Origin of the sequence: Curtobacterium sp. LFS084 (assembly GCF_047977705.1) — a bacterium.
Taxonomy (GTDB): domain Bacteria; phylum Actinomycetota; class Actinomycetes; order Actinomycetales; family Microbacteriaceae; genus Curtobacterium.
This window is the reverse complement of record NZ_JBFPFM010000004.1, coordinates 112641-137021: the sequence shown is the minus strand read 5'-3', so window position 1 is coordinate 137021 and position 24381 is coordinate 112641. Positions and strand designations below refer to the sequence as shown.

The following is a 24381-nucleotide window of genomic DNA, read 5'->3' as shown; positions in this document are numbered from 1 at the left end:
ATAATATACATTATGTCAGATAAAAGGCGTTTTACTGTTCGAATCAAGGGTGACTAGCAGCCATGTGACCTGTGAGACGCTGCCAGCGTGGATCAGCGAGACCTCGAACAGCTCATCGCAGCAATCGGTCACCCCGCCCCGTGGGACTACTTCGTGGGAGCAACGTCGATACTCGCTTCGGCCGCGAGCGTCGTCGTGGCAATCGTCGCGACCCGGATCGCACGGAACGCCGAAGCGGGTCGTGTACAAGCGGAACAGCGGCTCGCACAGGAGCGCGCCGAAGGAGCTCTGCGGGACGCACTACGGGCGCTCATTACGGCGCTTAGCGAACAAATCCACGAGATCACCGCCTGGGCCGCACGTCCCAATGACACGCTCTCTGCGGCTGGCTTCGAGCGGACAAACGGCGGTGTCGAGGACCTCCTGATCCGGTACGGGCCAGTCGAGGGATCACCGACCCCGTACGTCGGAGAGGCAGCAGTGCGGCCGGCCTTTGACCTACTCCGAGGCGAGATGGACAATGTGCTGCTCGCCGCCACGCCCAGCAGCATCGGCCCACTCGAGACGATGCGCGAGCTCGTGCTCCTGGTGGTCATCGAGCCGCAGTGGTTCGGCGCCACTGGCCACCTCACGGCGATCCGATCCGCGCTCGCCCGCTGGAGTGGTCGGGCGGCCGGCGACGCACAGTTCTCCTCGGACCTTGAGCAGGTTCGCTCCCAGTACCTCACCCAGTGCCGCGAGGTCGAATCTCTCCGCGGAACACAATGACTCCGCGACGTCTGCACGTCTCGGTCTGTCAGTTCAGCGCACTGGAAGGCGAGACGCGTTCGTCCTCCAGAACCTGCCCAGGCGTGAAGAGCGTCGCGTGGGGATGCTGCGGTGGCGACCGCTGGTGCGGTGGCCGCTCGCGACCGTCGTCCAGGATCGGGAACGGCACGTCGGCTACCGCATGGCTTAAGCCAGACCCACACCCGGGTCCTGTCGCACCCAGCACTCCCCCTGGCTGGACAGCGAAGGCCCCGCTCGCCGGGGCGAGCGGGGCCTTCTTGTTGCTACCGCGCGCCGAGGACCTTGAGGAGTTCCTCCTTGGTGAGGTCGAAGGATCCGTCCCCGTACGCGCCGGTGCGGATCTTCTCGCGCCAGATCGGCGTGAACACCTCCAGCATGCGCAGGTACGACGGCAGCCAGGGGTGGTGGGAGTTTCCGCCGTCATACGGGCTGTCGTCCTCGAACCGATCAGCCAATGACGGCCAGCGTCCCTGGTCGACGACGAGGTGGCGGGCATAGCTGAGCAGGCGGCTCTCGTGGTCGTCGTTGGCGTCGAAACCGCGGAACCTCGTCCGGTAGGCGGTCTGTTCGTCGAAGCTTCCACGATCCGCATCGTTGAGGCGCTCCATGGAAGTCTCAAGGGCTCGGAACATGTCGAGGATGTCCATGACGAGGCCGCTGTCCCGGCGTGGTAGTTCCGCATAGATGGCGGTGAAGAGCTGCGGGTACTCTCCCGTCCACCCGTACTCGAGGACCTTTGCGCGTTCACGCTCCCAGTCCCCGTCAGCGTCCGGCTCCGCATCGAGCTGCTGGGCATGGATCCGGTGGAGCATTGCAAGCATGTGCCGCTCGACAGTGCTGAGGCGCTCGGGGACGGGGGCCTGGCCGGAACGGTCCACCTCGTCACGATCGTCGTCGCGCTCGAGACTCGACAGGACGATCTCCCGCGCGTGCGGGCCCACGGTGAGACCGTGCTCTCGTGCGGTCGCTTCGAGAGTGCGATACGCGTCGTCGGGGACGCGGAAGGTGATGACTTCGCTCATGCTTTTCACCGTAACGTATACGTGTAAACAATACAAGGATTTCTGTCTGGGATGGAGGATGCCCGCGTTGGGGTGCCTCTACCCCAGCGAGCGACGGGCCGTCGGACTCGGCCGGCCGCAACGTCTACGGTGCGGACACGTCATCGGCCCGGGATCGCCGAGCAGCGCGGCCGTTCACCTCGTTCTTCCGGACCGCCTCGGACTGCTCGTTCCCGAGGCGCTGTTCACTAACGTGCCTGGACCTGGCCGCACCACAGGGTCAGGACATCCAAAACCCACGCCGGCCACAGGCACCTCAACCACCGGCAGAACGAAAGTCTCAGCGCGGACATCGACAAGGCTCGTCGCTGGGCCCACAGTCGAGGACCGACAGTCGCCGAGCGTGTAAACGGTAGGCGAGCCTCGTCTGGACGCGATCGAACCGCCGACGTTCACCAACGGATAGGACCGAATTCCTAGCAATGCATCCGTGGCTCCTACAGGAATGGGACCGAGCTGGTCCGAGCCTCGCAGTTATCGACAAAGTCGGGATAGACTGACTGTGTCCGGAATCCTCCAGACACAGAAACACCCCAGCGGTGCTGGGGTGTTCTGCCCTCACAACCAGTCGACGGTCAACTTTGACAGGTGTACACCGTCGGCGGAAAGGTCCATTTTGAACAGGCGCTTCGCCATGTCCATGCGGATGCGCGGCCTCTGCGTCATCCGCGTTCACTACGAGTCTACCGCGAACGAAAACGTTACGCCAGTACGTATGAGTGCCGCGGTAGTTATTTCCTTTATTGCGACAACGTTGACGACGATGCTTACGGCAGTTCAGTTGTTGGATTGCGTTTCCTCCGCCATCACAGCAACGTCGTAAACGGCCATCTCGATCGAACGGCCCGTCTCGTTTCTATGAGACGGGCCGTTTTCATGTTTCTCGTGCAACTTCTCCTGCCGGCGAAGCGTTCCACAACGACAGAAGCGCAAGCATCATTGACAGTCGTGCTTCCATGTCCCGTTTCGTTTTCGTCGACGTCGGCCACATCAGCCCTGCATCCAGCGACGCGCGCACGTCTGGCAGGTGGGTGGCTTCCCGAGAGAGCCAGGCAAGCACTCGCGCCCGGCACGGTTCATCCGTAGCCTGGAACCAGAGAAGGAGGTGCCGGGATGACGATGAGTACGCGTGTGCTGTACAGCGACGTGAAGCCGTACGCCGTGCCCGCGCGCCTCGAGGACCTGCGTGGGCCCGAGCATGGAGTGCTCGAGCTGCCGTTGAACGTCTACTGGGGTCCGAACCCGCTGGTCGATCTCGACACGGACGACGGCGTCGAGAAGGCGTACCAGTCGGTGATCCAGGAGGGCCGCGTCGAGGACCTCGTCGCGATCCTCCACCCGGCTCGCCTCCACGCGGTCTGGGCCGACCTCCTTATCCCGGGCCGCGCTCGCACCGAGTGGGAGTCCCACTTCCCCACCCTGGCCGCGTGAGCGAGGACACCACAGAGCTGCAGCGACAGGTCACCCACGCTGCCCTCGACGCGCTCCGCGAGCACCCGTTCGCTCTTGCTGGGTCCGGCGCGATCCGGGAGCACGGGTTCATCCGCCGGCTCTCCCACGACGTCGACCTGTTCAGCAACGACCCCGCGTCGTTCGGCGCCGCCGTCGACGCGCTCGACGCGGAGCTAACCGCCCGCGGGTTCACCGTCGACCAAATCCGCCGATACGAGTCGTTCGCGCAACTGCGCGTGACGACCGCCGACGGGCAGGCAGTGGACATGGACCTCGCCGTCGATTGGCGCAGCACCGAACCGGTGTCCCTACAGGTCGGTCCAGTGCTCGCGGTCGAGGACGCCGTCGGCAGCAAGGTCGGCGCGATCTACACCCGTCTCGAGGCCCGCGACTTCATCGACGTCGACGCGATCCGCCAGTCCGGCCGCTTCACCGACGAGCAGCTGCTGCAGATGGCCGAGACCCGCGACGACGGGTTCGACCGTGCCACCTACGCGACCCAGCTCCGGCAAGTGGCCCGGATCCGAGACGGCCGGTTCGCCGACTACGGCACAACCGGCGAGGACCTGACCGCGCTCCGCACCCGGATCCTCGACTGGGCGGACACGATCGCGCCGCGGTCGGCTGACCAGCGCACGCCAGCAACGACCGTCTCACCGTCACGACTCGCTGTGCCAAAAAGTCCCTGGCCCACTGACACAGCACGGTCGACGGCGGCAACTCCACGGCGTGAGCGTCCGGGGCCAATCATCGTCTGACCTCCTACCGATTAGGTAGCAGGCTCGTCGCGGTAGAGGGCACGCTGATGGGTCGTCACCAGCACGAGGGCACTGTCAGCCAGCTCCCCAAGCCGGCTACGCCGGCGGTCGCACTCCGCGACGATCTGGTCGGCGCGGATGGGGCGTTCGATCCGCGTGACATCCGTCATCTCCATGCGCATGGTGTGCAGCTGCTCGCGTAGGTCGTCGTCGAGAATCCGGTTCGTGACGAGCATGAGCTCAGCCGAGACAGCCAGCCCCTCTTCGCCGCCCGCGGGGTGGTTGCTGGTCAGCAGCCCGGATGTGATCAGTGCGCTCTCGTCCGCGAGGAGGAGCCGCATCCGCATTCGGACGTGACCATGCACGAGGTCGGGGAGACGACTGAACGTCTCGATCTCGAAGGCGCGTCGTTCGGCGTGTTTCGCAGCCGCGCGTGCCGCGTCCCTCGCAATCTGTTCTCGTCGAAGAGCGCCCGCGTTTGCCCACCAGTGGCCGAAGACGGTCCCGAGGGAGCCGATGGCCGCACCGACCACGCCGCTCGCAGCGGGGATGATGAGTTCGACCCAGGTGAGCTCTGCCATGCCGAGAAGGTATCGGGGAACTGCCGCTGTGCCATGTGGTGATCAGGAGATCGAGGGGTTGTCTCCGTCTACGGGTCGCCACGAGGCCGGCGCCGCCACGTCCTCCGCTCGTGCACGTCGTGCAGCACGACCGTTGGCCTCGTTGCGGCGGACCGGGTCGGGTTGGCTGCCGCGGAGGCGCTGTTCGGTGACGCCGTCGTCAATCCGCGCCATGACCTTCCGGTACGACTTCGACAGCTTCGCCTGCTGCGCCTTGTCCTGCTCGAGGCCGGCGGTGAGACGGTTGCGGGCGTCGGCGAGCTTGTCGCGTTCGGCGGGCTCGACGGGACGGCCGGCGTGCCGGTTCGCGTTGTCGCGAGCTTCGAGGTCGGCCAGACGTTGGTCGAGCTTGAGTAGCGTCCGTTCCCGCTGCGCGATCCGGTCGACGACCTGCTCGAGCGCGTTCCGGGCGTCGTGCTGCACGGCCCGTTCGGACTGCAGGCGGTCGTCGACGTTGGCGGCGTGTCCCCAGGGGCGGTCCTGCCATGGCGCCGGCACGTCTGGCTCCCCCACTGCCCGAGCGGCGGTGTCGAGTTCGGCCTGCGCGGCGGCACGGCCGTCAGCGATCGTGGTCTGTCTCGCCGAAACCTGGGCCGACAGCTCGCCGGAACTCCGGGCCGGGAGTCCTACTTTGGCCCGCTCGCCGACATGTGGCGTGCGGCGCGAGCGGCGGTGGAGCGCCAGCGCGCGATGCGACGTGCGTCCCGAGCCGACCCGCCCGGCTAGATCCTGGACGCCGTGCGGCTTCCGACTCGCCCGCAACCGAGGCCCGCTACCCCATTCGGAGCGGCCTGCCTTCTTCAGCTTGGAGGTATTCATCCGTGCCGATAATGTATCTTATGTCAGATTAGCCCTCCCCGGCTGACATGGCGGCGGATCGCGCTGAAACACGTCTGTAACTTGGATCACCTACGCTGGCTAACGTACGTTCGTTCGGCAGCTGGAGGTGGGCTTTGGTGGTCACGGAGCAAAGAACCGTTCATGGCAGTGTTGCCATCGTCGGGAGTGGCCCATCCGGCTGCTACACCGCTGCGGCCCTGAGGAAGAGCGCACCGGAAGTAGAGATCGTCGTCTTCGACTCGCTGCACACTCCGTACGGCCTCGTCCGACATGGCATTGCGCCGGATCATCAGGGGATGAAGGCTGTGACTCGGCAGTTCGATCGCATCTTCGCAGACGGTCACGTCCGATTTGTGGGCGGCGTGCACATCGGCCGTGACCTGACCCTGTCCGATCTTCAGAACCACTTTGATGCTGTCGTCGTCGCGACCGGTCTTCCGGAGGACCGGCCGCTTTCCGTTCCTGGAGCTGATCTGCCGGGCGTCGTTGGATCCGGTGAGATCGTACGGCTTCTCAACGCACACCCGTTTGCGCGGCTGCGGACCACGTCCGCGCTGCCGAAGCGCGGCCTCGGCAGCGAGATCGCGATTATCGGCACCGGCAACGTCGCCATCGATGTGGTGCGCTTGCTCGCGAAGTCCCGCGCGGAACTACATGGCTCTGACGTTGACGATGGGGCCCGTGATCTGCTGCGTCCGGATCAGATCCGTCGTGTGCGGATTTTTGGACGAGGCCCCGCAACAGCCGCGAAGTGGGATCCTTCAATGCTGCGAGAACTTGCCGGCGTCGCACGGATCGACCTCACCATCGATGGCGTCGCGTTCGTCACCGAATCCGCGACGGTGGCCCCGACGAGCACGGACGCCACAGCTGAACCCCTGCTTGTTGACGTGCAGTTCGACTTCACGCTCGAGCAGCTCACCTCCTCCGCCGCCGGCGCACTGGAGGTGCATGGTCACGGCCGCGACATGAGCTCCGTCGTGATCGAGGCTGACACGGTGATCACTGCAATCGGATTCGTCGACACCGCGAAGCCGATCGGCGACGTCGACCTGCCGGTGTTGTCCCGGCGAGTGCGGACGGTTGGTGGCTGCGGGACCGGTGTTCTCGGGAGCCTCGCGCAGAACCGCAAAGCCGGACAAGAAGCCGCCGCCGCAATCCTCAAAACGCTCGGAACGCTCACTCACCCCCGGTCGGGATGGTCAGGTCTGTCCGCACGTGTGCCCTCACAGCACACTGACTACGTCGCGTGGAAGCGGATAGACGAGGCGGAGCAGGCGCGTGCTGGTACTGATCGGTGCCGACGCAAGTTCAGCACGCAGGAGGAGCTGCTTGCGGCGGCCTTCACTGCTGCACCGTGACCGGCGCACCGCCTCCGATGCGGCTTTTGCGGGCACGGAGCCTCTTTGGAATCCTGTTGTCAGTTTTCGTGGTGCCGATGTCAGTCGCCGGCACTGCGGTCACTCTCCCAGCGGTTTCGGCGACTCTCGGAACGGCTCCGTTGCCTCTGCAATGGGTAGTGAACGCGTTCAACGTCGCGTTCGCTGGAAGCACGCTGCTGTGGGGTTCCGCCGCAGACCGGGTTGGTCACCATGTGGTGTTAAGGATTGGGGCGGGAGTTTTCGTTGCAGGTTCTGCTCTCAGTGCCGCAGCACCGACTCTTGTGGTACTTGATTGTGCCCGCGCTGCTGTCGGTGCTGGCGCAGCGGCATTGCTGACAGCGAGCACCGGGCTGATCGCGACGGCGACTTCACCGATCGCACGCGGTCGAGCGTTCGCGAATTTCGGGGTGGTGATGGGCGTCGGACTCGCGCTCGGGCCGACGATCGCAGGTATCCTCGCCGATGCTGTCGGGTGGCGTGCCGCGTTTGCAACACTCGGAGCGGTGGTCCTCGCAGGTGCCCTCCTGGGCGGCCCCTTGCCGGGGCGTACCGCCGCGGTGCTGCAGCGGACGACGAGGTTGGACGCGCCGCTGCCACCCCTTCATGCTGTGCTGCAGCCGCGTTTCGTAGCGGTGTGCTGCGTTCCGGTCTTACAGGCTCTGGGCTGCATCACGCTCCTGACCTATCTCCCGCTCGTATTGCGGGCGAGCTGGCATCTTGCGGCCGCCGGAGCCGGTGTGGCGATGCTGCTCCTGACTGCGCCGTTGCTACTGGCCTCCTTCGCCGGCACGATGATGACAGGGCGAAAGGGAGCCAGCTCGCCGGAACGAGTCATCGTCGCTGCACTGGTGAGCTTGCTCATCGGTGATGTCGTGCTGATCGGCGCACACTTCCTTCATCCAGCGGTGGTCGCCGTAGGCATGGCACTGGTAGGTATCGGATTCGGCTTGCCACTCGGCATCCTCGACCGAGAGGCCCTGCTGGCGGCGCCGAAGGGTTCCACTGGCACCGCTGCGGGCGTATTCAACTTCGTCCGACTGGGAGCGGAGGCAGCGGCCGTCGCAGCATTCGGAGCGACACTGAACGCCGTCATTCACGCATCGGCGACGGACGCAGTCGCACGTGTCGCGCTGGTCGGAAGCCCCGGCACGGCCGACCTACTTGGCGGCGCATTCGCCTGGGTACAGGGCGGCGCGACGATTCTCGTAAGCGCGGGAACAGCAATCACGATACTGCTCCTAAGACGATCTCGAGCAGCGAACACCGGGACAACTGCAAACGACAGCGAACTTCCGGTAGCAGGCGTCGGACGCCAGTCGCCCCTGCCCTGAGTCAGCGTGTCAGCGCGCGTCCTCGACCTCATCGGCGGAGAGCTGAGACGACGCCGCAGCGGGCAGTTTCAGGAGCATTCTGCTCACCTGCTGTGCTCGTGCAATGCCATCGGGGAGATCATCTGGTCGGCACCAACGCGTGGCTCCTTCCAACACGGTCATCACCAACGCGAGAATTTCTTCCGACAGCGCCACGCCCATATCAGTGGCAGTTGCCCGATACATATCCTCGTAGTGCCGTACCAGCGCATCTACGTCCGCACGAACTGCGACAGGAAGAAAATGCACGGTGCGGTCAGTGGCGACTAGGAGATCCCAAAGGTTACTCTCTGGGAGACGCACCTGACGTGAAAGATGCGTTGCGACGAGAGCGTCCCAGAATGCTGCAGGGCCGACAGCAGCGTCGACGGCATTGAGGATAGCCGACCCGAACTTTGAGAAATGCCAACGCAACGAAACCGCAACGATCTCGTCCTTGCCCTCAGGAAAATGCGCGTACAGGCTCGGTGCCTTGATGTGCAGCTCCGACGCAAGCATCCGCATCGTCACTGCCGTAAAGCCGTGCACGTTCGCCAACCGAAGAAACGCCTCCAGTGCCTGCTGACGAGAAGCGGTCTGCGCCGACCAGTCGAACTGCTCGAGATGTTGCTGCAGTCGCTTGGCGGCGTCCAGGCGGTGCGTCGAGCTCATCATCCTCCATCGACAGTGCCGACGGTTCGAGCACTCACCCAAAGAGTATCGCAGCCAGGACCTGGCCTCCGGCGCGCCTCGCGCAGTGCGGTGACGGCAGATGTCATCTACCCGCAACATTTCGGAAACAGGCCGCGCGTAACCTAACGAACGTGCGTTCGGCGGCGAACGCTACACGAGAGGAGTCCTCTGATGAACGTTCGAGTGATGTACGGCACTGAGTCAGGAAACGCAGAGATGGTTGCCGACGAGATCGTCGACGCTCTCGCAGGTCACGGACTCGAGGCAACATCGCAGGATCTGTCCGACGTTGATGTCGCCTCCCTCAATCCGGCAACGGTCATTTTGGTGAGCTCCACCTATAACGAGGGCGATCTACCTGCCAGCGCTGAACCATTCGTCGCTGCATTGGACCTGTTGCAGCCGGATCTCAGCGGCGTCAGGTTCGCCGCGTTCGGCCTCGGCGACAGCACGTACGAGTTCTACAACAACGGAATCGACACACTGCGCAAACTGCTTACCCATCTGGGCGCAGAACAGGTTGGCGACACCGGCAAGCACGACGCTTCCTCCGGCGCATCACCCATCGAGCCAGCAGTGGCCTGGACGAGCGCCGTCATCAGCAATCTCACTCTCACGACCACAAGCTGATCGGAACACCTTCATGAGTCTCACACTGACGCCCGCCGCGGACCTGTTCCCGTGGAGTGATCCCCAGTTCCAACAAAATCCCTATCCCTGGTACGCGGCCGCTCGCGCGGCGGCTCCTGTGCACCAAACGGATGACCGAACGTTCGTGCTGACGCGATATGACGACGTCATGCATTACGCCAAATTGCCCATCATGAGCATCCGAGAGGCGGACTGGGTCGATCCGAACCCGTGGGAAGCATTCGGTAACACGGTCCTCGCGAAGGACCCGCCGGACCACGCGAAAGCACGTCGACTCTTCAGCCGCTGGTTCACCCCGAAACTGATCAGAGACTGGGTTCAGTTCACCCGCGAATCGATCACAGACCGGTTGGCGACCTACGAGCCCGGAACTCCCGTGGACGCCCACTGGGACTTCGGCGTGGTCCCCACCCACGTCACCATGGCGCGGGTCCTTGACCTGCCGGCCGGTGACCCGGAGAAGCTGTTCTGGGCCCTGTGGGACGCGATGCTCATCCAGGCAACTGACCCTGCACCGGGCACTCGTGAGGTCTCCGTCCGCGGCTTGGAGTATCTCTTCAACACCACCAGCGAACTTCTGCATGCCAAAGCTGCCAATCCCGGATCAGGGCTCGCCGACGCAATCCTCACTGCGCACGTGAATGGCGATATCACGTGGCGGGAGGCGCTCGAGAACATCGTGCTGTTTTACATGTCCGGCGGCCCGAACCCGGCCGTGCTCATCGGCGCGGGATTCGAGCTATTTGCAACGCAGCCCGGGCTGATGCAGCTCTTCCGGGACAAGCCGGAGGTTCGCGAACGTGTCGTGAACGAAATCGCGCGGCTGACGCCAGTCGAGTTGATCCTCACTCGCTTCCCTACTGAGGACATCACCATTCATGGTGTAAACATCCCCGCCGGCTCGCAGCTGAAATTCCCCGTCGGAGCCGTGAATCGTGACCCGGACGTTTTCCCGGAACCAGATCGATTCGATTGGGAGCGCCCTCTCGATGCCAGCCGCAACCTCACGTTCGGGCTCGGGACCCACAGTTGTGCTGGGCAGCTCATTGCTCGCGCGGAAGTTGATGCCGTGTTGACCATGGTCAGCGAACGGTTCGATTCCGTAGAAATCCTCGCCGAACCTGAACTGGTTCGCACTGACCGACTCGTCGCATACAAGACCCTCCCGGTGGCGCTGCGATGACAAACCGAATTCGGCAGATTCTGCGCTGGCTTCTCGACGGTTACTACACCAGCCTTGAGCTGCGCTGGCTTCCGATCCGGCGATGATCTCATAAATGAACTATCACGGTGGCGCCGCGGGCTTTGGCCTGCGGCGCCATCGTTGTTTCCAGACGAGTACGCATTCCGCAATAACCCGGTAACACAACAACGCTCAAGTCGTCACGCGGACGAAACATTGGTCTCCTAGGCTTCCGAACGAGCGTTAGTTTGGTCCGAGCCTGCATGGCACCTAATACTCGTCTGATGTTGTCCCCTCGCGCCAAGCAACACCCCAGAAGTCTCCTCCGGTCAGCGCTATAGCACCTCCCGAGCCCAAAGGATCTTGCATGTCAAAGATTATCGCCGAGACCCCAATCGGCAGCTCCGTCGCTCCGACAATGTCACAATCCGCAACTGTCGAGGGCAGGCTTTCCGGCCAACTCGGTACCACCTCACTCGTATTGAGTGTCATGGCGTTCTCGGCCCCCATCGTCACCGTCGCCGGCTATATCGCCTTCGCAATCGGCTTTGTCGGAGAGGCTGCGCCGATTGCCTGGATTATTGCGACAGTCGCGCTACTGATCTTCTCGGTGGGTTACACCGCGATGACCCGTCATATCCCTCGACCAGGCGCCTTCTACGCCTATATCAGCCTCGGCCTCGGTAAAGTGCTCGGCGTCGGGGGGGCCTACCTCGCGACAGTGTCCTACATGGTAATCACTGTTGGCATTTACGCTTTCGCGGGCACAACCGTGTCATCTTTCCTTGCTGATTTCAGCGGACTGGGCGTGCCATGGTGGTTCAGCACCACATTGGTCTGGGTGATTGTCACAGTGCTGGCACACTTTCACATCGAACTCTCGGCGAAGATCCTCGGAGTCGTCATGGTTCTCGAAGTACTCATTGTCGCTGTCTTCAACGTCGTCACGCTTGCTCGAGGTGGAGCTGAAGGACTCAGCGCCGCCCCGTTCAATCCAGCCGCGTTCATCAACGGGGGTACAGGCCTGGCGCTGCTCTTCGCGTTTAGCAACTTCATCGGTTTCGAAGCCACCGCTCTGTACCGCGACGAAGTGATGAATCCGAATCGGACCGTTCCCCGCGCGACATACATCTCCGTTGCGCTCATTGGTGGATTCTACGCGCTGTCCGCGTATACGCTTATCATTGCTTTCGGACCGTCCGCGGTTGCGAAGGCCACCAGTGCACCTGGCACGATGTTCACCGAGGCGCTCACCCGCTATGTCGGCGCGACCGTTGCGCAAGCCACGCTCCTCCTGGTGATGACTAGCGCGCTCGCATCTGTCTTGTCCGTGCACAACGTGACGGCTCGGTATCTGCACAACCTCAGCGCGGATCATGCCCTGCCTGGGTGGCTGTCTGCTGTGCACCCCAAGCACCGGTCCCCTTACCGTGCCTCGCTGATCGCCGCCCTTGCCGTTGCAGCGATGCTGCTCCCGTTTGTTGTCGGAGGCGCCGACCCGTCGTTCATCATGGGAGCAGGGAGCGGCATCGGGACCGCAGGTGTCCTGATCCTCATGGCCCTGGTGAGCCTGGCAATCCCGGTTTGGTTCAAGCGCCGGGGCCTGCCTGCTGGCGAACGGCGCTGGCGTGTCTACGCCGCACCTATCGTCGCATTTGTACTCATCAGTGCCGTCGTCGTATTCGCCATCGTGCGCTTCGATTTGCTTGTTGGTGGTGCTCCAGGACAGAACCTGTGGATGCTGCTGGTCCTGCTCGCCGTGCTCGTTGCCGGCTGTTGCGTGGCGCTGCACTTCCGACGTAACCGGCCGGACTGGTACGCCCGTTTGGGCCGCGCCGTCGACGAGGAGCACCACTCCGTCAGCTAGAACGAGCTCGCGACGTCACATGCCGAGGGTCGCCGCAATTACGGCGGCGATCTTCGGCGTGCGTCACGCATCTGACGCGTCACTGTTGCAACGAAACCGCAGTGGTTGTAGCACCAGCGGTTTTGCGCTTTTTCCCTTCAGCGCCGAGCGAGCGACAACGCGCAGTCCTCATGAATTCCGGTCCTGCCCAAGATCCGTCTCCGCGACTACCCAGCGGAGTCACGCCACACGATCTCGTTCGGCAGAATCTCATGCCGCCCTCGAACTGCGCTGCCGTCAATTTCGTCGAGTAACATTTCCGCCATCCGAATTCCCGTTTGTCGAGCTGATTGACGCACGGTGGAAATTTGGGGCGTAGTACGTATGGCCCAGGCGGAGTCATCGAACCCGACGACAGCAATGTCAGCGGGCACACTCAGCCCTTCCGCACCAGCCGCATCGATTACACCCGCTGCGAGCGCATCGGATGCCGCGACAACCGCATCAAGACGCGGTTCCAAGTGCAGAAGATCACGAAGGGCACGTCGGCCTTCCTCCGCAGTCCAGGCATTCGCCCATACCACCAGTTCAGGGTCGTATAGGTTGCCTAAGCCTTCCTGATATCCCTGATATCGCAAGGGTGTGACCGGGGCCTCAGGCGGGCCGTTGATGATGGCGATTCGCTGCCGGCCCGACATGGTGAGCCGCTCCGATATGGCTCGTGCTCCGCCGACGTTGTCTGTGTCGACGGAGGTCACTGACGACTCCGCGAGCGGTGTGCTCGACGTCACGAGGGGCGTGCCCGAGTTCGCCAGCGCGGCAACGACCGGATCCTCAATATGCATGGCCAGCAGGAGGGCCCCGTCGACGGCACCTCCGCCGATCATCTCAATTACGCGAGCGGCCGAAGCATCGCTTTCGACAATCAGAATCGACATCTGGTAGCCACGCTCGGAGAATGTTGCATTCGCTCCAATAGCCATCCCGCTAAGGTTGGGGTCGTCGAAGAACAGATCGCTATGTTCACGTACTACTAACGCGACCGAGAAGTTCTTTCGCATGACGAGCGCTCTGGCAGTGTTGTTCTTCACATAGCCGGTTGCGGCAACAGCGCGGTCGATCGCTCGTCCCGTCTCGGAAGAGACATACGAGCGGCCGTTTAAGTATCGAGAGACAGTGGCGTGGCTCACGCCCGCCAGGTCCGCTACGTCGCGGATGGTGGAGCGTTGGCCGGGTGCTAGGTGCGTCACGGGGCCTCCTCTCTGGTTCGCCAGACTAGCGCGACGATTGCCGAGCCTCCGGCTGGGCAAGGGGTGGCGAATCAGTAGGTACACGTGTACAGTCCTGCTTCGAGGCGCGTGTGTACACGTGTACATGGGGCAAGGCGGCCCCGACGGAGCAGAGCAGCTCCGCGATCCCGAAGGAGGGCGTTGTGCCCGGAACACCCCGAAAATGGCTCACCCGGCTGATCGCAGGAAGCGCAGTCCTTGCGCTCGGCGCGACACTTGCCGGCTGCTCCGCTTCGAGCTCCTCCAGCTCCGCGGACGCGAACGAGAAGGTCACGATCAACTACTGGGGCTGGGTTCCCGGGATGCAGAAGCTCGTCGACGAGTGGAACGCGAAGAACCCGAACATCCAGGTCAAGTACTCCGCGCAGAGCGGCGGCGACGACGCAACGTTCTCCAAGATCACCACCGCGGCGCAGGCGGGGGACGCTCCTGACCTGGTGCAGTCGGACGTGAAGTGGGTGACGAGCCTGGTCCAGTACGCGAAGGACGTCACCAAGGACGCATCGACGTACGAGAAGAACTACACCAAGGGCGCGTGGAGCAACGTCACGCTCGACGGGGTGACCTACGGCATCCCCCAGGATTCCGGTCCCGTCATCTACTACTACAACAAGGCCAAGTTCGCCGAGTACGGCCTGACAGTCCCGAAGACGTGGGATGAGTTTGCGACCGAGGCGAAGAAGGTCGCCACGGAGCACCCCGGCACCTACCTGGCCGGCTTCTCCTCGGACGACACCGAAAACCTGCAGTCCTACATCCAGCAGGCCGGCGGCAAGTGGTGGTCCATCGACGGCAAATCGTGGAAGGTCGACATCGACGGCGCGACCAGCGAGAAGGTCGCGTCCACGTTCCAGGACCTCATCGACTCCAACGCGCTCTCCCCCACCAAGCGCTGGGACCCGACGTTCTACAACGACCTCACCAACAACAAGATCCTCTCGGTCGTCGGTGCCGGCTGGCAGGCGCCTCTCATCGCGGACAGCGCGAAGGCTGGCTCCGGTGACTGGGCGGTCGCACCGGCACCGCAGTGGACCGCAGGGAAGAACGTGTCCGCGAACAACGGCGGCTCCGAGCTGCTGGTGATGAATGACAAGCACACCGCTGCCGCGCTGAAGTTCGCCAACTGGCTGAACACGAACACCACCGGCCTGATGGACCTTGGCCTTTTCCCGGCCACGGCGAACGCGAAGATCACCACGCCGGAGAACATCAAGACCTACTTCAGCGGTGACGACGTCTACGGTCTGCTCTCCGACGCTGCCAACAACGTCGACACCCAGTGGTTGTTCGCCCCCGGATACGCGACCTTCAGCAAGTCCCTTTCCGATGGCATCGCGGACGTCCGCAACGGCAAGACCACCCTGCCGAAGCTGCTGCAGTCGCTGCAGTCACAGAGTCTGTCCGACCTCAAGAGCGCGGGCATCAGCGCTTCCGCAGGCTCCTGAACCCGACCCGACTGAAAGGCGCTCCCGTGTCAGTTCTTGATTCTCGACCCGTTTCAGTCGGGCCGTCCTCGAAAGGCGGCGCGTCCGGTGGTATCCGCCGGACGCGCCGCCGGGGCGGGCTTCCGCTGCCCGTCTTGCTCCTGCTCGTCCCGTTCCTGCTGTTCTTCATCGCCACGTTCGTCGCGCCGATCGTCTACGCACTGGTCACTAGCCTGTTCTCGCAGAGCAGCGGCGGAGGCCTTGGGCTGTCCAAGCAGGAGACGATCTTCGTCGGCCTGGGCAACTTCGTCCGGGTCTTCCAAGACGACGCGTTCTGGGCGGGCACGCTTCGGGTGCTGATCTACGGCGTCGTGCAGGTGCCGTTCATGACCCTGTTCGCACTCCTGCTTGCGTTGGCGTTGGACGCGATGATGTCCCGGCTGAAGCGGGCCCTGCAGGTGCTGTACTTCCTGCCGTACGCAGTTCCCGGGGTTGTCGCCGCACTGATCTGGACCTACCTGTACGTGCCGCAGCTGAGCCCCGTGGTGCAACTGCTGCAGAACTTTGGGGTGTCCTCGAACGTGTTTCTGGACCCCAGCACGATCCTGCTGTCCATCGCCAACATCACAACGTGGAGTTGGACCGGCTACAACATGATCATCATCCTCGCCGGCCTGCAGGCGATCCCACGTGATCAGTTCGAAGCGGCGCGGCTCGACGGCGCAAACGAGTGGCGCATCGCCTGGCACATTAAGGTCCCCAGCGTCTCCGGCGCGATCGGCTTGTCGGTGCTGATGTCGATCATCGGCACCATCCAGCTCTTCAACGAACCGACCATCATGCGGACCGTTTCGAACAATATCGGCTCCGACTTCACCCCGATGATGATGGGCTACAACGCCCTCAGCACCGACCCCGGATTCTCCAGCGCCATCGCGCTGTCCATGGCAGCGGTGACCGCCGTTCTTGTCTTCGTCTGCTACCGCATCTCCTCAAGGCTTTCGCAATGACCGCTCTCCTACAGCGCCCCCAGGCCGCCCCCAAGCCTCACCAGTCCGCTGAACAGTCAGTTAACCGGCCGCGGTTCAGCTGGCAGAGCATCCCTCCTGCAGCGTTCCTGGCCATCTCGGCGATCTACTTCCTGCTGCCCGTGTGGTGGTTGGTCGTCTCCGCCACGAAGAGCAACAGCTCGCTGCAGAACTCCAACGGCTTCTGGTTCGACGCGCCCCAGATCCTCACCAACCTCGAGCGGACCTTCACCTACGGAGACGGACTCTTCGGACGGTGGGTGCTGAACTCCCTGCTGTACTCCGGCGGCGCTGCCGCGATCGGCACCCTCATCGCCGTCGCTGCTGGATACGTGCTCGGCAAGTTCGCGTTCCGCGGCCGCGGCGTGATCTTCAGCGCCATCGTCGGGGGCGTGCTCGTCCCGAACGCGCTCCTCACCATTCCGCTGTACTTCCTCGCCAGCGGAGTCGGCCTGATCAACTCGCCGTGGGCAGTGATCATCCCGTCCTGCGTCAGCCCGTTCGGCGTCTATCTCGCACGGATCTACGCAGAACAGTCCATCCCCGACGAGATCCTCGAAGCAGCCCGCATGGACGGCGCCAGCGAACTGCGCATCTTCTTCACCATCGTCAGCCGCATCCTCGGCCCGGCGACTGTGACCGTGTTCCTGTTCATTTTCGTCTCGTCCTGGAACAACTTCCTGCTGCCGCTGATGATGCTGAACTCCGACGAGCTCAAGCCCGTCACCCTCGGCCTCTACGGTTGGCAGTCCTACCGAGGAGCAGCGACCTACGACATCGTGCTGATGGGATCGCTCGTGTCGGTGATCCCGATGGTGCTCCTGTTCTTCTTCCTGCAACGCTTCCTCCGCACCGGCCTCGCCGCCGGCAGCGTCAAGGGATGATCCCCGTGTTCGGATCCGACCGTCCCCTCGGCATGCCACAGCTGCCGTTGATCGGCTACGGCGGGGACTACAACCCCGAGCAGTGGAACCCTGAAGTCATTGATCGAGACATCGAGCTCATGCGGCAAGCAGGTGTCAACCTCGTCACCGTTGGTGTCTTCTCCTGGGCAAAACTCGAGCCCACCTCCGGCGTCTTCACCCTCGACTGGCTCGAAGACGTGCTCGACCGCCTGCACGCGGCCGGCATATTTGTGGACCTCGCCACGGGAACCGCGTCACCGCCGCCGTGGCTGGGTCGGACTGAACCGAGCACGCTGCCCGTTACCGCCGACGGGTTGCGACTGTCGTGGGGTTCACGGCAGCAGTACAATCCCAACAGCAGCATCTTCCGGGAGCACATGCAAGCTCTTGTCGAGCGAATGGCTGCTCGGTTCGCGGCGCATCCCGCGGTCATTGCGTGGCATGTGAACAACGAGTACGGATGCCACGTCGCGGAAAGCTTCGACGACGAATCAGCCCGCTGCTTCCGCGTCTGGCTGCAGGACCGATACGGAAGCCTCGAGGCAGTCAATGAAGCTTGGGGGACGGCGTTCTGGTCCCAGCAGCTCTCCGAGTGGGACGACGTCATCCCACCGCGCGCGACCCCAACGCTGCACAACCCGCACCACCTCGACGACTGGCGCCGTTTTAGTTCCGACAGCCTGCTGTCCCTGTACCTGCTGGAACGTCAGATTCTGAAGGCTGCGAACCCGACAATCCCGGTCACCACCAACTTCATGGGCCTGTTCCGCCCCATCGACTATTGGTCGTGGGCACCGCACCTGGACTTCATCAGCAACGACTCCTATCCGGATCCTGCGAACCCGCGGGCAGCGCGAGAGTTCGCGTTCGAATGCGATCTGATGCGCTCCCTCGGGCAGGGACGCCCGTTCGCGCAGATGGAGCAGGTCACCTCCGCGGTGCAGTGGCGGACACGAAACGCCGTCAAACGGCCCGGCCAGTACGCGCTCTGGTCCCTCATGGCCGTTGGACTCGGCGCGGATGCGGTCCTGAACTTCCAATGGCGGCAGTCCATCGCCGGCGCGGAGACCTTCCACGGCGGCATGGTGCCCCACGCCGAAACCGAAACCCGCACCTGGCGGGAAGTGGTGCACCTCGGCGCAGACCTGCATGCCGCCGACGGTGCTCGTGGCGGCAAAATCAGCACACCGATTGCGATCCTCTGGGACTGGGAGAACGCATGGGCCTACGACCATGCGGTCGGCCCGACAACCGAAGACGCCCCTGAGAACGACACACGCGACTGGCACGCCACGCTCTTCGAACTCGGCCACAGCGTCGACTTCCGGCACCCCGGCGACGACCTCACCGGCTACCGCGTCGTCATCGTTCCGGCGCTGTTCCGGCTGACAGAGGAAGCCGCAGCGCGGATCCGAGAAGCCGTCGCAGCGGGCACGACGGTGCTCGTCACCCGGCTCACGGGCTACGTCGACGCACATGGACATGCCGTGCAGGACGGGTACCTCAGCAGCATCGCCGACGTGCTCGGTGTCCGTGTCATCGACATCATGCCTGCTGGCGTCACCCCAAGCAGCTGGGGCCGTGACGAAACCCTTCGAACGGACACCGATCGCATCTCCGCAACCGTGCAGACACCCGCGACAGCGACCACGGTGCCGCTGGAGTCGCGCGACGACCGGTTCCACCTCGCCGGCCGCTCCTGGGCTGAGGAGATCACTGTCGACGCCGACGACGTCGACGTCGTGGCAACTTTCACCATCCCGGACCTTCCCGTGACCCCTGCGGTCACCGTCCGAGAGCAGATTGGCTCCGGCGCTGCGTGGTACATCGGCACCGACCTGGACGCGCAGTCCCGCGCCGGACTGATGAAGACCGTCCTCGCGGCCGAAGGCATCCCCACGACCATCACGGCACCAGGCCTGCAAATCCTGCGCCGCGGCACCGTCACGCTGCTGCTGAACCACTCCGACGGGCCGATCGTGCACGACAACTACACCATCGCGCCCCGTTCCGCGCTCATCAACAACGCGTCCGCGGCCGCGGCCGACACCCGATCCGCCGCAGAGCACTTCGTCACTCCAGTCTGAAGTCAGTCCCACCAAAGAGAAAGCGATCGACAATGACGTCACGACCCCTCCTCCTCGCCGCGGCGGTGATCACCGCCGCGACAACCCTGCTCGCCGGAGCACTACCAGCCGCAACCGCTGCGGCAGCGACCTCACCGACGCACGTCTACGCGGCAACACCGGGAGACACCACCAGCAGCAAGTACCAGGTGCAGGCCGACGGCACTTCCGTCCCCGCAGTGCAGTACAACCAGTCCGGTTACAACTTCGACATCGCCCGGTTCTCCTCCAGCTCGAGGACTCCCGCACTAACGGTCACGCTGCCGAACACCACCATCAACTCGGTGATGATCAACCCAACCAAGTACTACCCACAAAGCGCGATCAGCGTCAGCGCCGACAAACACACCATCACGTTCCAGATGTCGGCCGCGGCGCAACTGAACTACGCGATCGTCCGCGTCAATGCTGACTCCACGAACGCCGCCGGGCAGCCATATCTCGCGATCATCAACGACCCGCTCGAAAACGCCGCCGACGAACCCGACACCACGTCGGCGTCCGACGGGTCCGGCATCAACAAGAGCACCGGAGTCCTCAACTTCCAGACGTTCGCGAACAACTACCTCGCCGCGAACCCGAACAGCTCCGCGCAGAAGGCACCCGCCGCAACCACGAGTTCCGTCGCGGGGAAGACCATCAACGGCACAGCCATCCCCGCCGGACAGCAAACCTCAGCAGGCAGCATCGTCAGCGCCAGCAGCGTCAACGTTCGCTACCCCAACGTGCGCGCGATGAGCTCCACTGACGTCACCTACGCACTGCAAGCAGCCCTCACCGTCATCAAGCAGAACCCAACGACCCTCAACACGCTGTACTTCCCCAACGGCACGTACACCTGGTCCGGGCTTGACATCAACGGCTTCAACGGCAGCGCTCTCATCGGCGGCAAGCTGAAGATCTACGTCGATGAGGGCGCGCTGCTGAAGAACCGGATCCAGGCCAACATGGAGGCGATGGAACCGGCGATCGGGATCTGGAACTCCTCCAACATCGCCATCAGCGGCCGCGGCATGTTCGACGGCAACGGCACCGGCAACTACAACGCCAGCAGCAGCGGTGACCGTCACGACGCGTACAACAGCCAGCACCAGGGCGGCGCGATGATCGTGCAGTCCTCCAACATCAGCTTCACCGACACCTACCTCCGCAACGCCAAGCAGTGGAACTGGGAAACCCACACTGCGAAGAACGTCACGTTCACCAACATCAAGGGCCTCACGCCCTACGCCCTCCCCTGGGTCGACGGAACCGACTTCGCCAGCGGACAGAACATCACCGCCGATGGCGTTCTCACCCTCGGCAACGACGATGCCTTCGCATCCGGCCACTACAACCCCAGCAACGGCTACGTCCCCACCGCCAGCGGTCTACTCAACAGCTTCGGGATCGGCACCAGCAGCCCCAACGTGCAGGGCTACGTCAACGCCGTCGCAGGCTACGACGCAGCAACCGCCGAGAATGGTGTCGCCGCAACCGGCTGGGACTCCGCCGATTCTGACGCCATCAACGTCTCGAACACTCTCGGATGGACTGTCGCTCCCGGCAACGGCATCCGGCTGGGCTACCAGAGCATGGGGTACAAGCTCGGCAACTACACGTTCACCAACGTCAACCCCACTTCCGCAACTGTCGGCGGGATCTACGTGATGAACAATCACGACACCTATCCGCGGATCAACAGCGTCACCGTTCGGAACAGCTCGATCGACACGTCCCGGCTCACCAGCGGCGGGATCAGCATCAACGGCGGCGACGGCAGTACGCAGACCGTCACTGCCGCGCAGCAGCTCAACGGCTACGCACCCAACCCGAACGGCTCCGGCTCGACGTACACCTATACGAAGACACCGATCTCGTCCGTCGTCCTCGACAATGTCGCGTTCTCGAAGCAGACCACCAACAACATCACCGGCGTCACGAGCGCCACATTCAACGACCTCAGCGTCGCCGGGCAACAGGTGCGTTACTCCAACCAGTTGGCCCTCACCGCGACCAGTGTGCCGACGCTGAAGACCACGTACACGGATTCCTCTGGGGCGACGCAACCTGTTCAGCAGAACTCCGTCCCTGCCTTCACAACTCCGACCAGCAGCAGTGCCAGCGTTGCCGCCGGCTCACGGCTCGCGTTCACTGTCGCGGCGACTGACCCTGACGCAGGCGACTCGGTCACGCTGAGTGCGTCGGGGTTGCCGTCCGGAGCGACGTTCAACCCGGCCTCCGGCGCGTTCGACTGGACCCCGACCGCAGCGCAGGCCGGCACCAGTCCGACGGTGACCTTCAGCGCATCGGACGCTGGTGCACGGGCCGGCTACTACCCAGCCACGGCACTGCCCGTCACAATCACCGTTACCGCTGCTTCCACAACCACCACGGCAATCACGGCAAACGGGGACACCTGGGTTGGCGCTTGGTCGGGTGATCAAACCACCAACAACTCCACCGGGCTGTCCCTGATCACGCGGAACACCGGTCAAGGGCTCCTCGGTGAGCAGTACACAACGGGATCTGGAGACGGGAAGATCACCTACCTGCAGTTCGACTTGTCCTCGCTGACTGCAGCACCGTCGAAGGCCACTCTGAACCTGACGTACATCGGTCACCGCACGAGTAGTGTCCCAGCGACCGACACCGACAAGGTCCTCGTCCAGCCGGTCTCTGCCACGAGCTGCACCCAAGGCTCGACGTGTCCTGTCAGCACGATGACCTGGCAGAGCCGACCGGCGTTCACTGCGACGACCAGCAGCACCGCAAGCTCGAGCTCCTTCACGCTGGGTTCCACGGTCGTGCCTGAGGGAGGCGGATCGCATCAGGCGGATGCCATCGACGGTCGAGTGGTGAGCATTGACATCACCAGCATGGTCAGCAGCGCCATCGCGGCCGGTCAAACCAGCCTCCTGCTCGCCGCTGGCGACACGTCAACCTCACATGAGCTGCGTTTTGTCAGCACGGAAGGAGCGTCCGGGTCAGGGAAGATGACCAACGCCACCGCGGCCATGGCGCCGACACTCAACATCACTAGGTAGCCGAGCCGTCGGCCCGGGCCGCCCGCCGCCCCGCCGGGGGTTGATCAGAGCGGCGGGGGGCCGGCCCCCGGGGGCCCCCCCGCCCCGCCGGGGGGCCCCGCCGCTCTCCTATGCGTGCAGCTCTCAGCTGTCCCCGCCGGGTCCGCCACCTGACGGCGCACCCCCGCCGCCGCTGGCGGCCTGCTGTTCGACGCTGTTCGCGTAGTCGTTGGAGGGGTCGCGGTAGATGGTGTGGACGTGGCCCCACCCGGAGGTGCTGACGCCACTCACGTCCGCGCCGGCCGATCCGCTCTGCGACTGGAACGCGAGGTACACGTTCGGTCCGGAAACGGAGAAGTTGATGCCGTCCCCGGTCGACATGTCGTACGTCGTTTCGCCGGACCAGGCGATGACAGTGTCGTCGAGGGTTGCTTCGATCTCGGCGCGGGTAGTGGCGGCGCTCTCTTCGTCGGCCATGCCCGACCAGTTCGCAATGAGGTCAAGGAGCAGGTCGCGCTGCTCGTCAGTCAGGTCGGAGCCGGAGAGCCCGGATCCGGTGGCGTAGTCGCAGGTGTCTCCGGGGGCACACATCGTCACCTCACCGGATGTGAGGGTCTGCTGCTGCTCGCTGGTGAGGCTGTCGTAGAAGGCGAATGCGTCCTCGTAAATGCTGCCGAAGGTCTGCACCTCATCGCCCTCGGAGTTCGTGTAGACGGCCGGCTGCATCCCGAGATGCGTGGGAGCGAACGTGATCGCGTTCGAGGAGCCGTCGAGGGTGGCGTTGATGCCGAGGTGGTGGCCACCGAACTGCACCTCGTATGCCCCACTGTCGGACGCGTCCCCGAAGAAGGCGATGTAGTACTGGCCCAGGGAGTCCTCGGTGCTGCTGCTGTTCTCCTTCAGGTACTGGTCGCCGCCGATGATGTCGACGACCTGCTGATAGCCGTCATCGCTGAGGAGCGCTTCGAGGACCTGCATCGCAGCGACCTGCTGCTCCTCGGTCAGATCCGCGAGGTTCAGGCCAGCGCGCTGGACGAATGTCACGGGGAAGTTCGACCACGACGTGGTCTTGGTCTCGTCGTCGAAGTCGTACGTGACCGCCTCGACCTGGTCGTTGCTGAGGGTGGCGAGGAACGCCTGCACCGCGGCGGTGGTGTTGTCGATCGTCTCCTCGGTGGTGTCCGAGTCCGATTCGGTGACCTCGGTCGACGCTGCAGCGACGGTCGAGGTCGACGACGAGCTGCTGCTCGAGGATGAGCCGCCGCTCGATGAGGTGGTGTTAGTTGCGGTGCAACCGGCGAGAGCGATGCCAGCGGCGAGCAACAAGCTCGACCCGAGGAGGAGCGTGCGGCGGCGCGGGCGCTTGGGAGTGTCCGTGAGCTTCGTCATGACAGCACGGTAAGAAGCTGACCTGTATACCTAGGCAGGTTTGTTCCGGACTTCTCTAAGAGACCGAAAGGCCGTTGCTTCCGGAACGCACTGACATGGCGGAGTTGTCGCCAAACACATCACGTTGCGGACTTGCGGCAGCGTCCGGGCTCGTCTCGACCGAGAATCACCCGAACGCTGCCTCGGTGGGCGTCAGTTCGTACTCGAGCTGGATGATCCCGACGAGGAGCCTTCAGATCCCGAGGAGTTACTGGAACCGGATGCGCCGTCCGGAAGAGCTGGCGGCTGCCCAGTCGTGCCTGATTGTCCGCTGGTGCTCGTTTGCCCGGTCGTACCCGATGAGGCTCCGGGCGGCGAGCCGAGCTGACTCGTCCCTGCGGCGGACGTACCGCCGAGCTGATAGCCAGTGACTCCTCCGGCAAGCCCGCCGAACGCAAGCCCACCAACCAGGAGCGCTGCCGGAAGCATCCACCGACGACGTCGATGCGGCCTTCCTCGATCGGTTGTCGGCTGACTTGCGGGAGGGGCGGCTGCCCATGACGTGCTCGTAGCCTCTCGCGCGGAGCTGGTCATCTTGCTTGCCTCTGGCGC

The 24381-nt window shown here is 63.9% G+C and carries 19 protein-coding genes; 13 read left to right on the top strand and 6 right to left on the bottom strand.

All coding sequences use genetic code 11. The annotated features are described in order from the left end of the window. Window positions 1-87: 87 nt before the first annotated feature. Window positions 88-768: a hypothetical protein gene (locus ACNQOV_RS04505; protein ID WP_416393539.1), complete on the top strand. Its 681-nt coding sequence runs from the start codon at window positions 88-90 to the stop codon at window positions 766-768. 284 nt (window positions 769-1052) lie between these two features. Here ACNQOV_RS04505 and ACNQOV_RS04500 read toward each other — a convergent pair whose 3' ends face one another. After that, a complete protein-coding gene (locus ACNQOV_RS04500) occupies window positions 1053-1811 on the bottom strand; it encodes a YfbU family protein (protein WP_416393537.1) in 759 nt (252 codons plus the stop codon). Between the two features lie 1152 nt (window positions 1812-2963). On the opposite strand from ACNQOV_RS04500, the gene ACNQOV_RS04495 reads away from it, so the two are divergent. Together ACNQOV_RS04495 and ACNQOV_RS04490 are read left to right on the top strand one after the other, a co-directional pair. Next, window positions 2964-3281 carry a hypothetical protein gene (locus tag ACNQOV_RS04495; protein WP_416393536.1) on the top strand — a complete coding sequence of 106 codons (318 nt, stop codon included), beginning with the start codon at window positions 2964-2966 and terminating at the stop codon, window positions 3279-3281. Beyond that, complete coding sequence (locus ACNQOV_RS04490; protein ID WP_416393535.1) at window positions 3278-4060, top strand: nucleotidyl transferase AbiEii/AbiGii toxin family protein; 783 nt, start codon at window positions 3278-3280, stop codon at window positions 4058-4060. Before ACNQOV_RS04495 ends, ACNQOV_RS04490 begins: the two co-directional genes overlap by 4 nt. Before the next feature lie 11 nt (window positions 4061-4071). Here the strand turns inward: ACNQOV_RS04490 and ACNQOV_RS04485 are convergent, their stop codons facing one another. Further along, entirely contained in the window at window positions 4072-4641 is a 570-nt protein-coding gene (locus ACNQOV_RS04485) for a hypothetical protein (protein ID WP_416393534.1), read from the bottom strand. A gap of 42 nt (window positions 4642-4683) precedes the next feature. Then, entirely contained in the window at window positions 4684-5499 is an 816-nt protein-coding gene (locus ACNQOV_RS04480) for a hypothetical protein (RefSeq protein WP_416393533.1), read from the bottom strand. A gap of 137 nt (window positions 5500-5636) precedes the next feature. Between ACNQOV_RS04480 and ACNQOV_RS04475 the strand changes: the two genes are divergently transcribed. After that, entirely contained in the window at window positions 5637-6881 is a 1245-nt protein-coding gene (locus tag ACNQOV_RS04475) for an FAD-dependent oxidoreductase (protein ID WP_416393532.1), read from the top strand. 17 nt (window positions 6882-6898) lie between these two features. Continuing rightward, window positions 6899-8233, top strand: a complete 1335-nt coding sequence (locus ACNQOV_RS04470) for an MFS transporter (protein ID WP_416393601.1) — start codon at window positions 6899-6901, stop codon at window positions 8231-8233. Between the two features lie 9 nt (window positions 8234-8242). Here ACNQOV_RS04470 and ACNQOV_RS04465 read toward each other — a convergent pair whose 3' ends face one another. Then, the gene (locus ACNQOV_RS04465; protein ID WP_416393531.1) at window positions 8243-8923 is read right to left on the bottom strand and encodes a TetR/AcrR family transcriptional regulator; all 681 of its coding nucleotides are present in this window, start codon (window positions 8921-8923) and stop codon (window positions 8243-8245) included. A 192-nt stretch (window positions 8924-9115) separates the two neighbouring features. On the opposite strand from ACNQOV_RS04465, the gene ACNQOV_RS04460 reads away from it, so the two are divergent. The 3 genes from ACNQOV_RS04460 (at window position 9116) to ACNQOV_RS04450 (ending at window position 12645) form a co-directional block, all read left to right on the top strand. Continuing rightward, on the top strand, window positions 9116-9574 hold the full coding sequence (locus ACNQOV_RS04460; RefSeq protein ID WP_416393530.1) for a flavodoxin family protein: 459 nt from the start codon (window positions 9116-9118) through the stop codon (window positions 9572-9574). Window positions 9575-9587: 13 nt separating this feature from the next. Continuing rightward, the gene (locus ACNQOV_RS04455) at window positions 9588-10778 is read left to right on the top strand and encodes a cytochrome P450 (protein ID WP_416393529.1); all 1191 of its coding nucleotides are present in this window, start codon (window positions 9588-9590) and stop codon (window positions 10776-10778) included. A 367-nt stretch (window positions 10779-11145) separates the two neighbouring features. Continuing rightward, window positions 11146-12645, top strand: coding sequence for an APC family permease (locus ACNQOV_RS04450; RefSeq protein WP_416393528.1), 1500 nt, complete (start codon window positions 11146-11148; stop codon window positions 12643-12645). A 206-nt stretch (window positions 12646-12851) separates the two neighbouring features. On the opposite strand, the gene ACNQOV_RS04445 is transcribed toward ACNQOV_RS04450, so the two are convergent. Next, on the bottom strand, window positions 12852-13874 hold the full coding sequence (locus tag ACNQOV_RS04445; protein ID WP_416393527.1) for a LacI family DNA-binding transcriptional regulator: 1023 nt from the start codon (window positions 13872-13874) through the stop codon (window positions 12852-12854). Between the two features lie 341 nt (window positions 13875-14215). Here ACNQOV_RS04445 and ACNQOV_RS04440 point away from each other — a divergent pair, with 341 nt between their 5' ends. The 5 genes from ACNQOV_RS04440 (at window position 14216) to ACNQOV_RS04420 (ending at window position 22422) form a co-directional block, all read left to right on the top strand. Continuing rightward, window positions 14216-15358: an ABC transporter substrate-binding protein gene (locus tag ACNQOV_RS04440; RefSeq protein WP_416393526.1), complete on the top strand. Its 1143-nt coding sequence runs from the start codon at window positions 14216-14218 to the stop codon at window positions 15356-15358. A gap of 134 nt (window positions 15359-15492) precedes the next feature. Then, on the top strand, window positions 15493-16347 hold the full coding sequence (locus ACNQOV_RS04435) for a carbohydrate ABC transporter permease (protein WP_416393525.1): 855 nt from the start codon (window positions 15493-15495) through the stop codon (window positions 16345-16347). Continuing rightward, the gene (locus ACNQOV_RS04430; protein ID WP_416393524.1) at window positions 16344-17249 is read left to right on the top strand and encodes a carbohydrate ABC transporter permease; all 906 of its coding nucleotides are present in this window, start codon (window positions 16344-16346) and stop codon (window positions 17247-17249) included. The genes ACNQOV_RS04435 and ACNQOV_RS04430 overlap by 4 nt, the downstream gene beginning before the upstream one ends. Next, a complete protein-coding gene (locus ACNQOV_RS04425) occupies window positions 17246-19357 on the top strand; it encodes a beta-galactosidase (protein ID WP_416393523.1) in 2112 nt (703 codons plus the stop codon). The genes ACNQOV_RS04430 and ACNQOV_RS04425 overlap by 4 nt, the downstream gene beginning before the upstream one ends. 32 nt (window positions 19358-19389) lie before the next feature. Continuing rightward, entirely contained in the window at window positions 19390-22422 is a 3033-nt protein-coding gene (locus tag ACNQOV_RS04420; RefSeq protein WP_416393522.1) for a putative Ig domain-containing protein, read from the top strand. 123 nt (window positions 22423-22545) lie between these two features. On the opposite strand, the gene ACNQOV_RS04415 is transcribed toward ACNQOV_RS04420, so the two are convergent. Continuing rightward, entirely contained in the window at window positions 22546-23790 is a 1245-nt protein-coding gene (locus tag ACNQOV_RS04415) for a DUF3500 domain-containing protein (RefSeq protein ID WP_416393521.1), read from the bottom strand. Window positions 23791-24381: the final 591 nt, after the last annotated feature.

Coding starts and splice junctions, on each gene's coding strand:
- ACNQOV_RS04500 (WP_416393537.1), bottom strand. CDS start 1,811: ATGAGCGAAGTCATCACCTTCCGCGTCCCCGACGACGCGTATCGCACT.
- ACNQOV_RS04495 (WP_416393536.1), top strand. CDS start 2,964: ATGACGATGAGTACGCGTGTGCTGTACAGCGACGTGAAGCCGTACGCC.
- ACNQOV_RS04485 (WP_416393534.1), bottom strand. CDS start 4,641: ATGGCAGAGCTCACCTGGGTCGAACTCATCATCCCCGCTGCGAGCGGC.
- ACNQOV_RS04480 (WP_416393533.1), bottom strand. CDS start 5,499: ATGAATACCTCCAAGCTGAAGAAGGCAGGCCGCTCCGAATGGGGTAGC.
- ACNQOV_RS04470 (WP_416393601.1), top strand. CDS start 6,899: ATGCGGCTTTTGCGGGCACGGAGCCTCTTTGGAATCCTGTTGTCAGTT.
- ACNQOV_RS04465 (WP_416393531.1), bottom strand. CDS start 8,923: ATGAGCTCGACGCACCGCCTGGACGCCGCCAAGCGACTGCAGCAACAT.
- ACNQOV_RS04460 (WP_416393530.1), top strand. CDS start 9,116: ATGAACGTTCGAGTGATGTACGGCACTGAGTCAGGAAACGCAGAGATG.
- ACNQOV_RS04455 (WP_416393529.1), top strand. CDS start 9,588: ATGAGTCTCACACTGACGCCCGCCGCGGACCTGTTCCCGTGGAGTGAT.
- ACNQOV_RS04450 (WP_416393528.1), top strand. CDS start 11,146: ATGTCAAAGATTATCGCCGAGACCCCAATCGGCAGCTCCGTCGCTCCG.
- ACNQOV_RS04440 (WP_416393526.1), top strand. CDS start 14,216: ATGCAGAAGCTCGTCGACGAGTGGAACGCGAAGAACCCGAACATCCAG.
- ACNQOV_RS04430 (WP_416393524.1), top strand. CDS start 16,344: ATGACCGCTCTCCTACAGCGCCCCCAGGCCGCCCCCAAGCCTCACCAG.
- ACNQOV_RS04425 (WP_416393523.1), top strand. CDS start 17,246: ATGATCCCCGTGTTCGGATCCGACCGTCCCCTCGGCATGCCACAGCTG.
- ACNQOV_RS04420 (WP_416393522.1), top strand. CDS start 19,390: ATGACGTCACGACCCCTCCTCCTCGCCGCGGCGGTGATCACCGCCGCG.
- ACNQOV_RS04415 (WP_416393521.1), bottom strand. CDS start 23,790: ATGACGAAGCTCACGGACACTCCCAAGCGCCCGCGCCGCCGCACGCTC.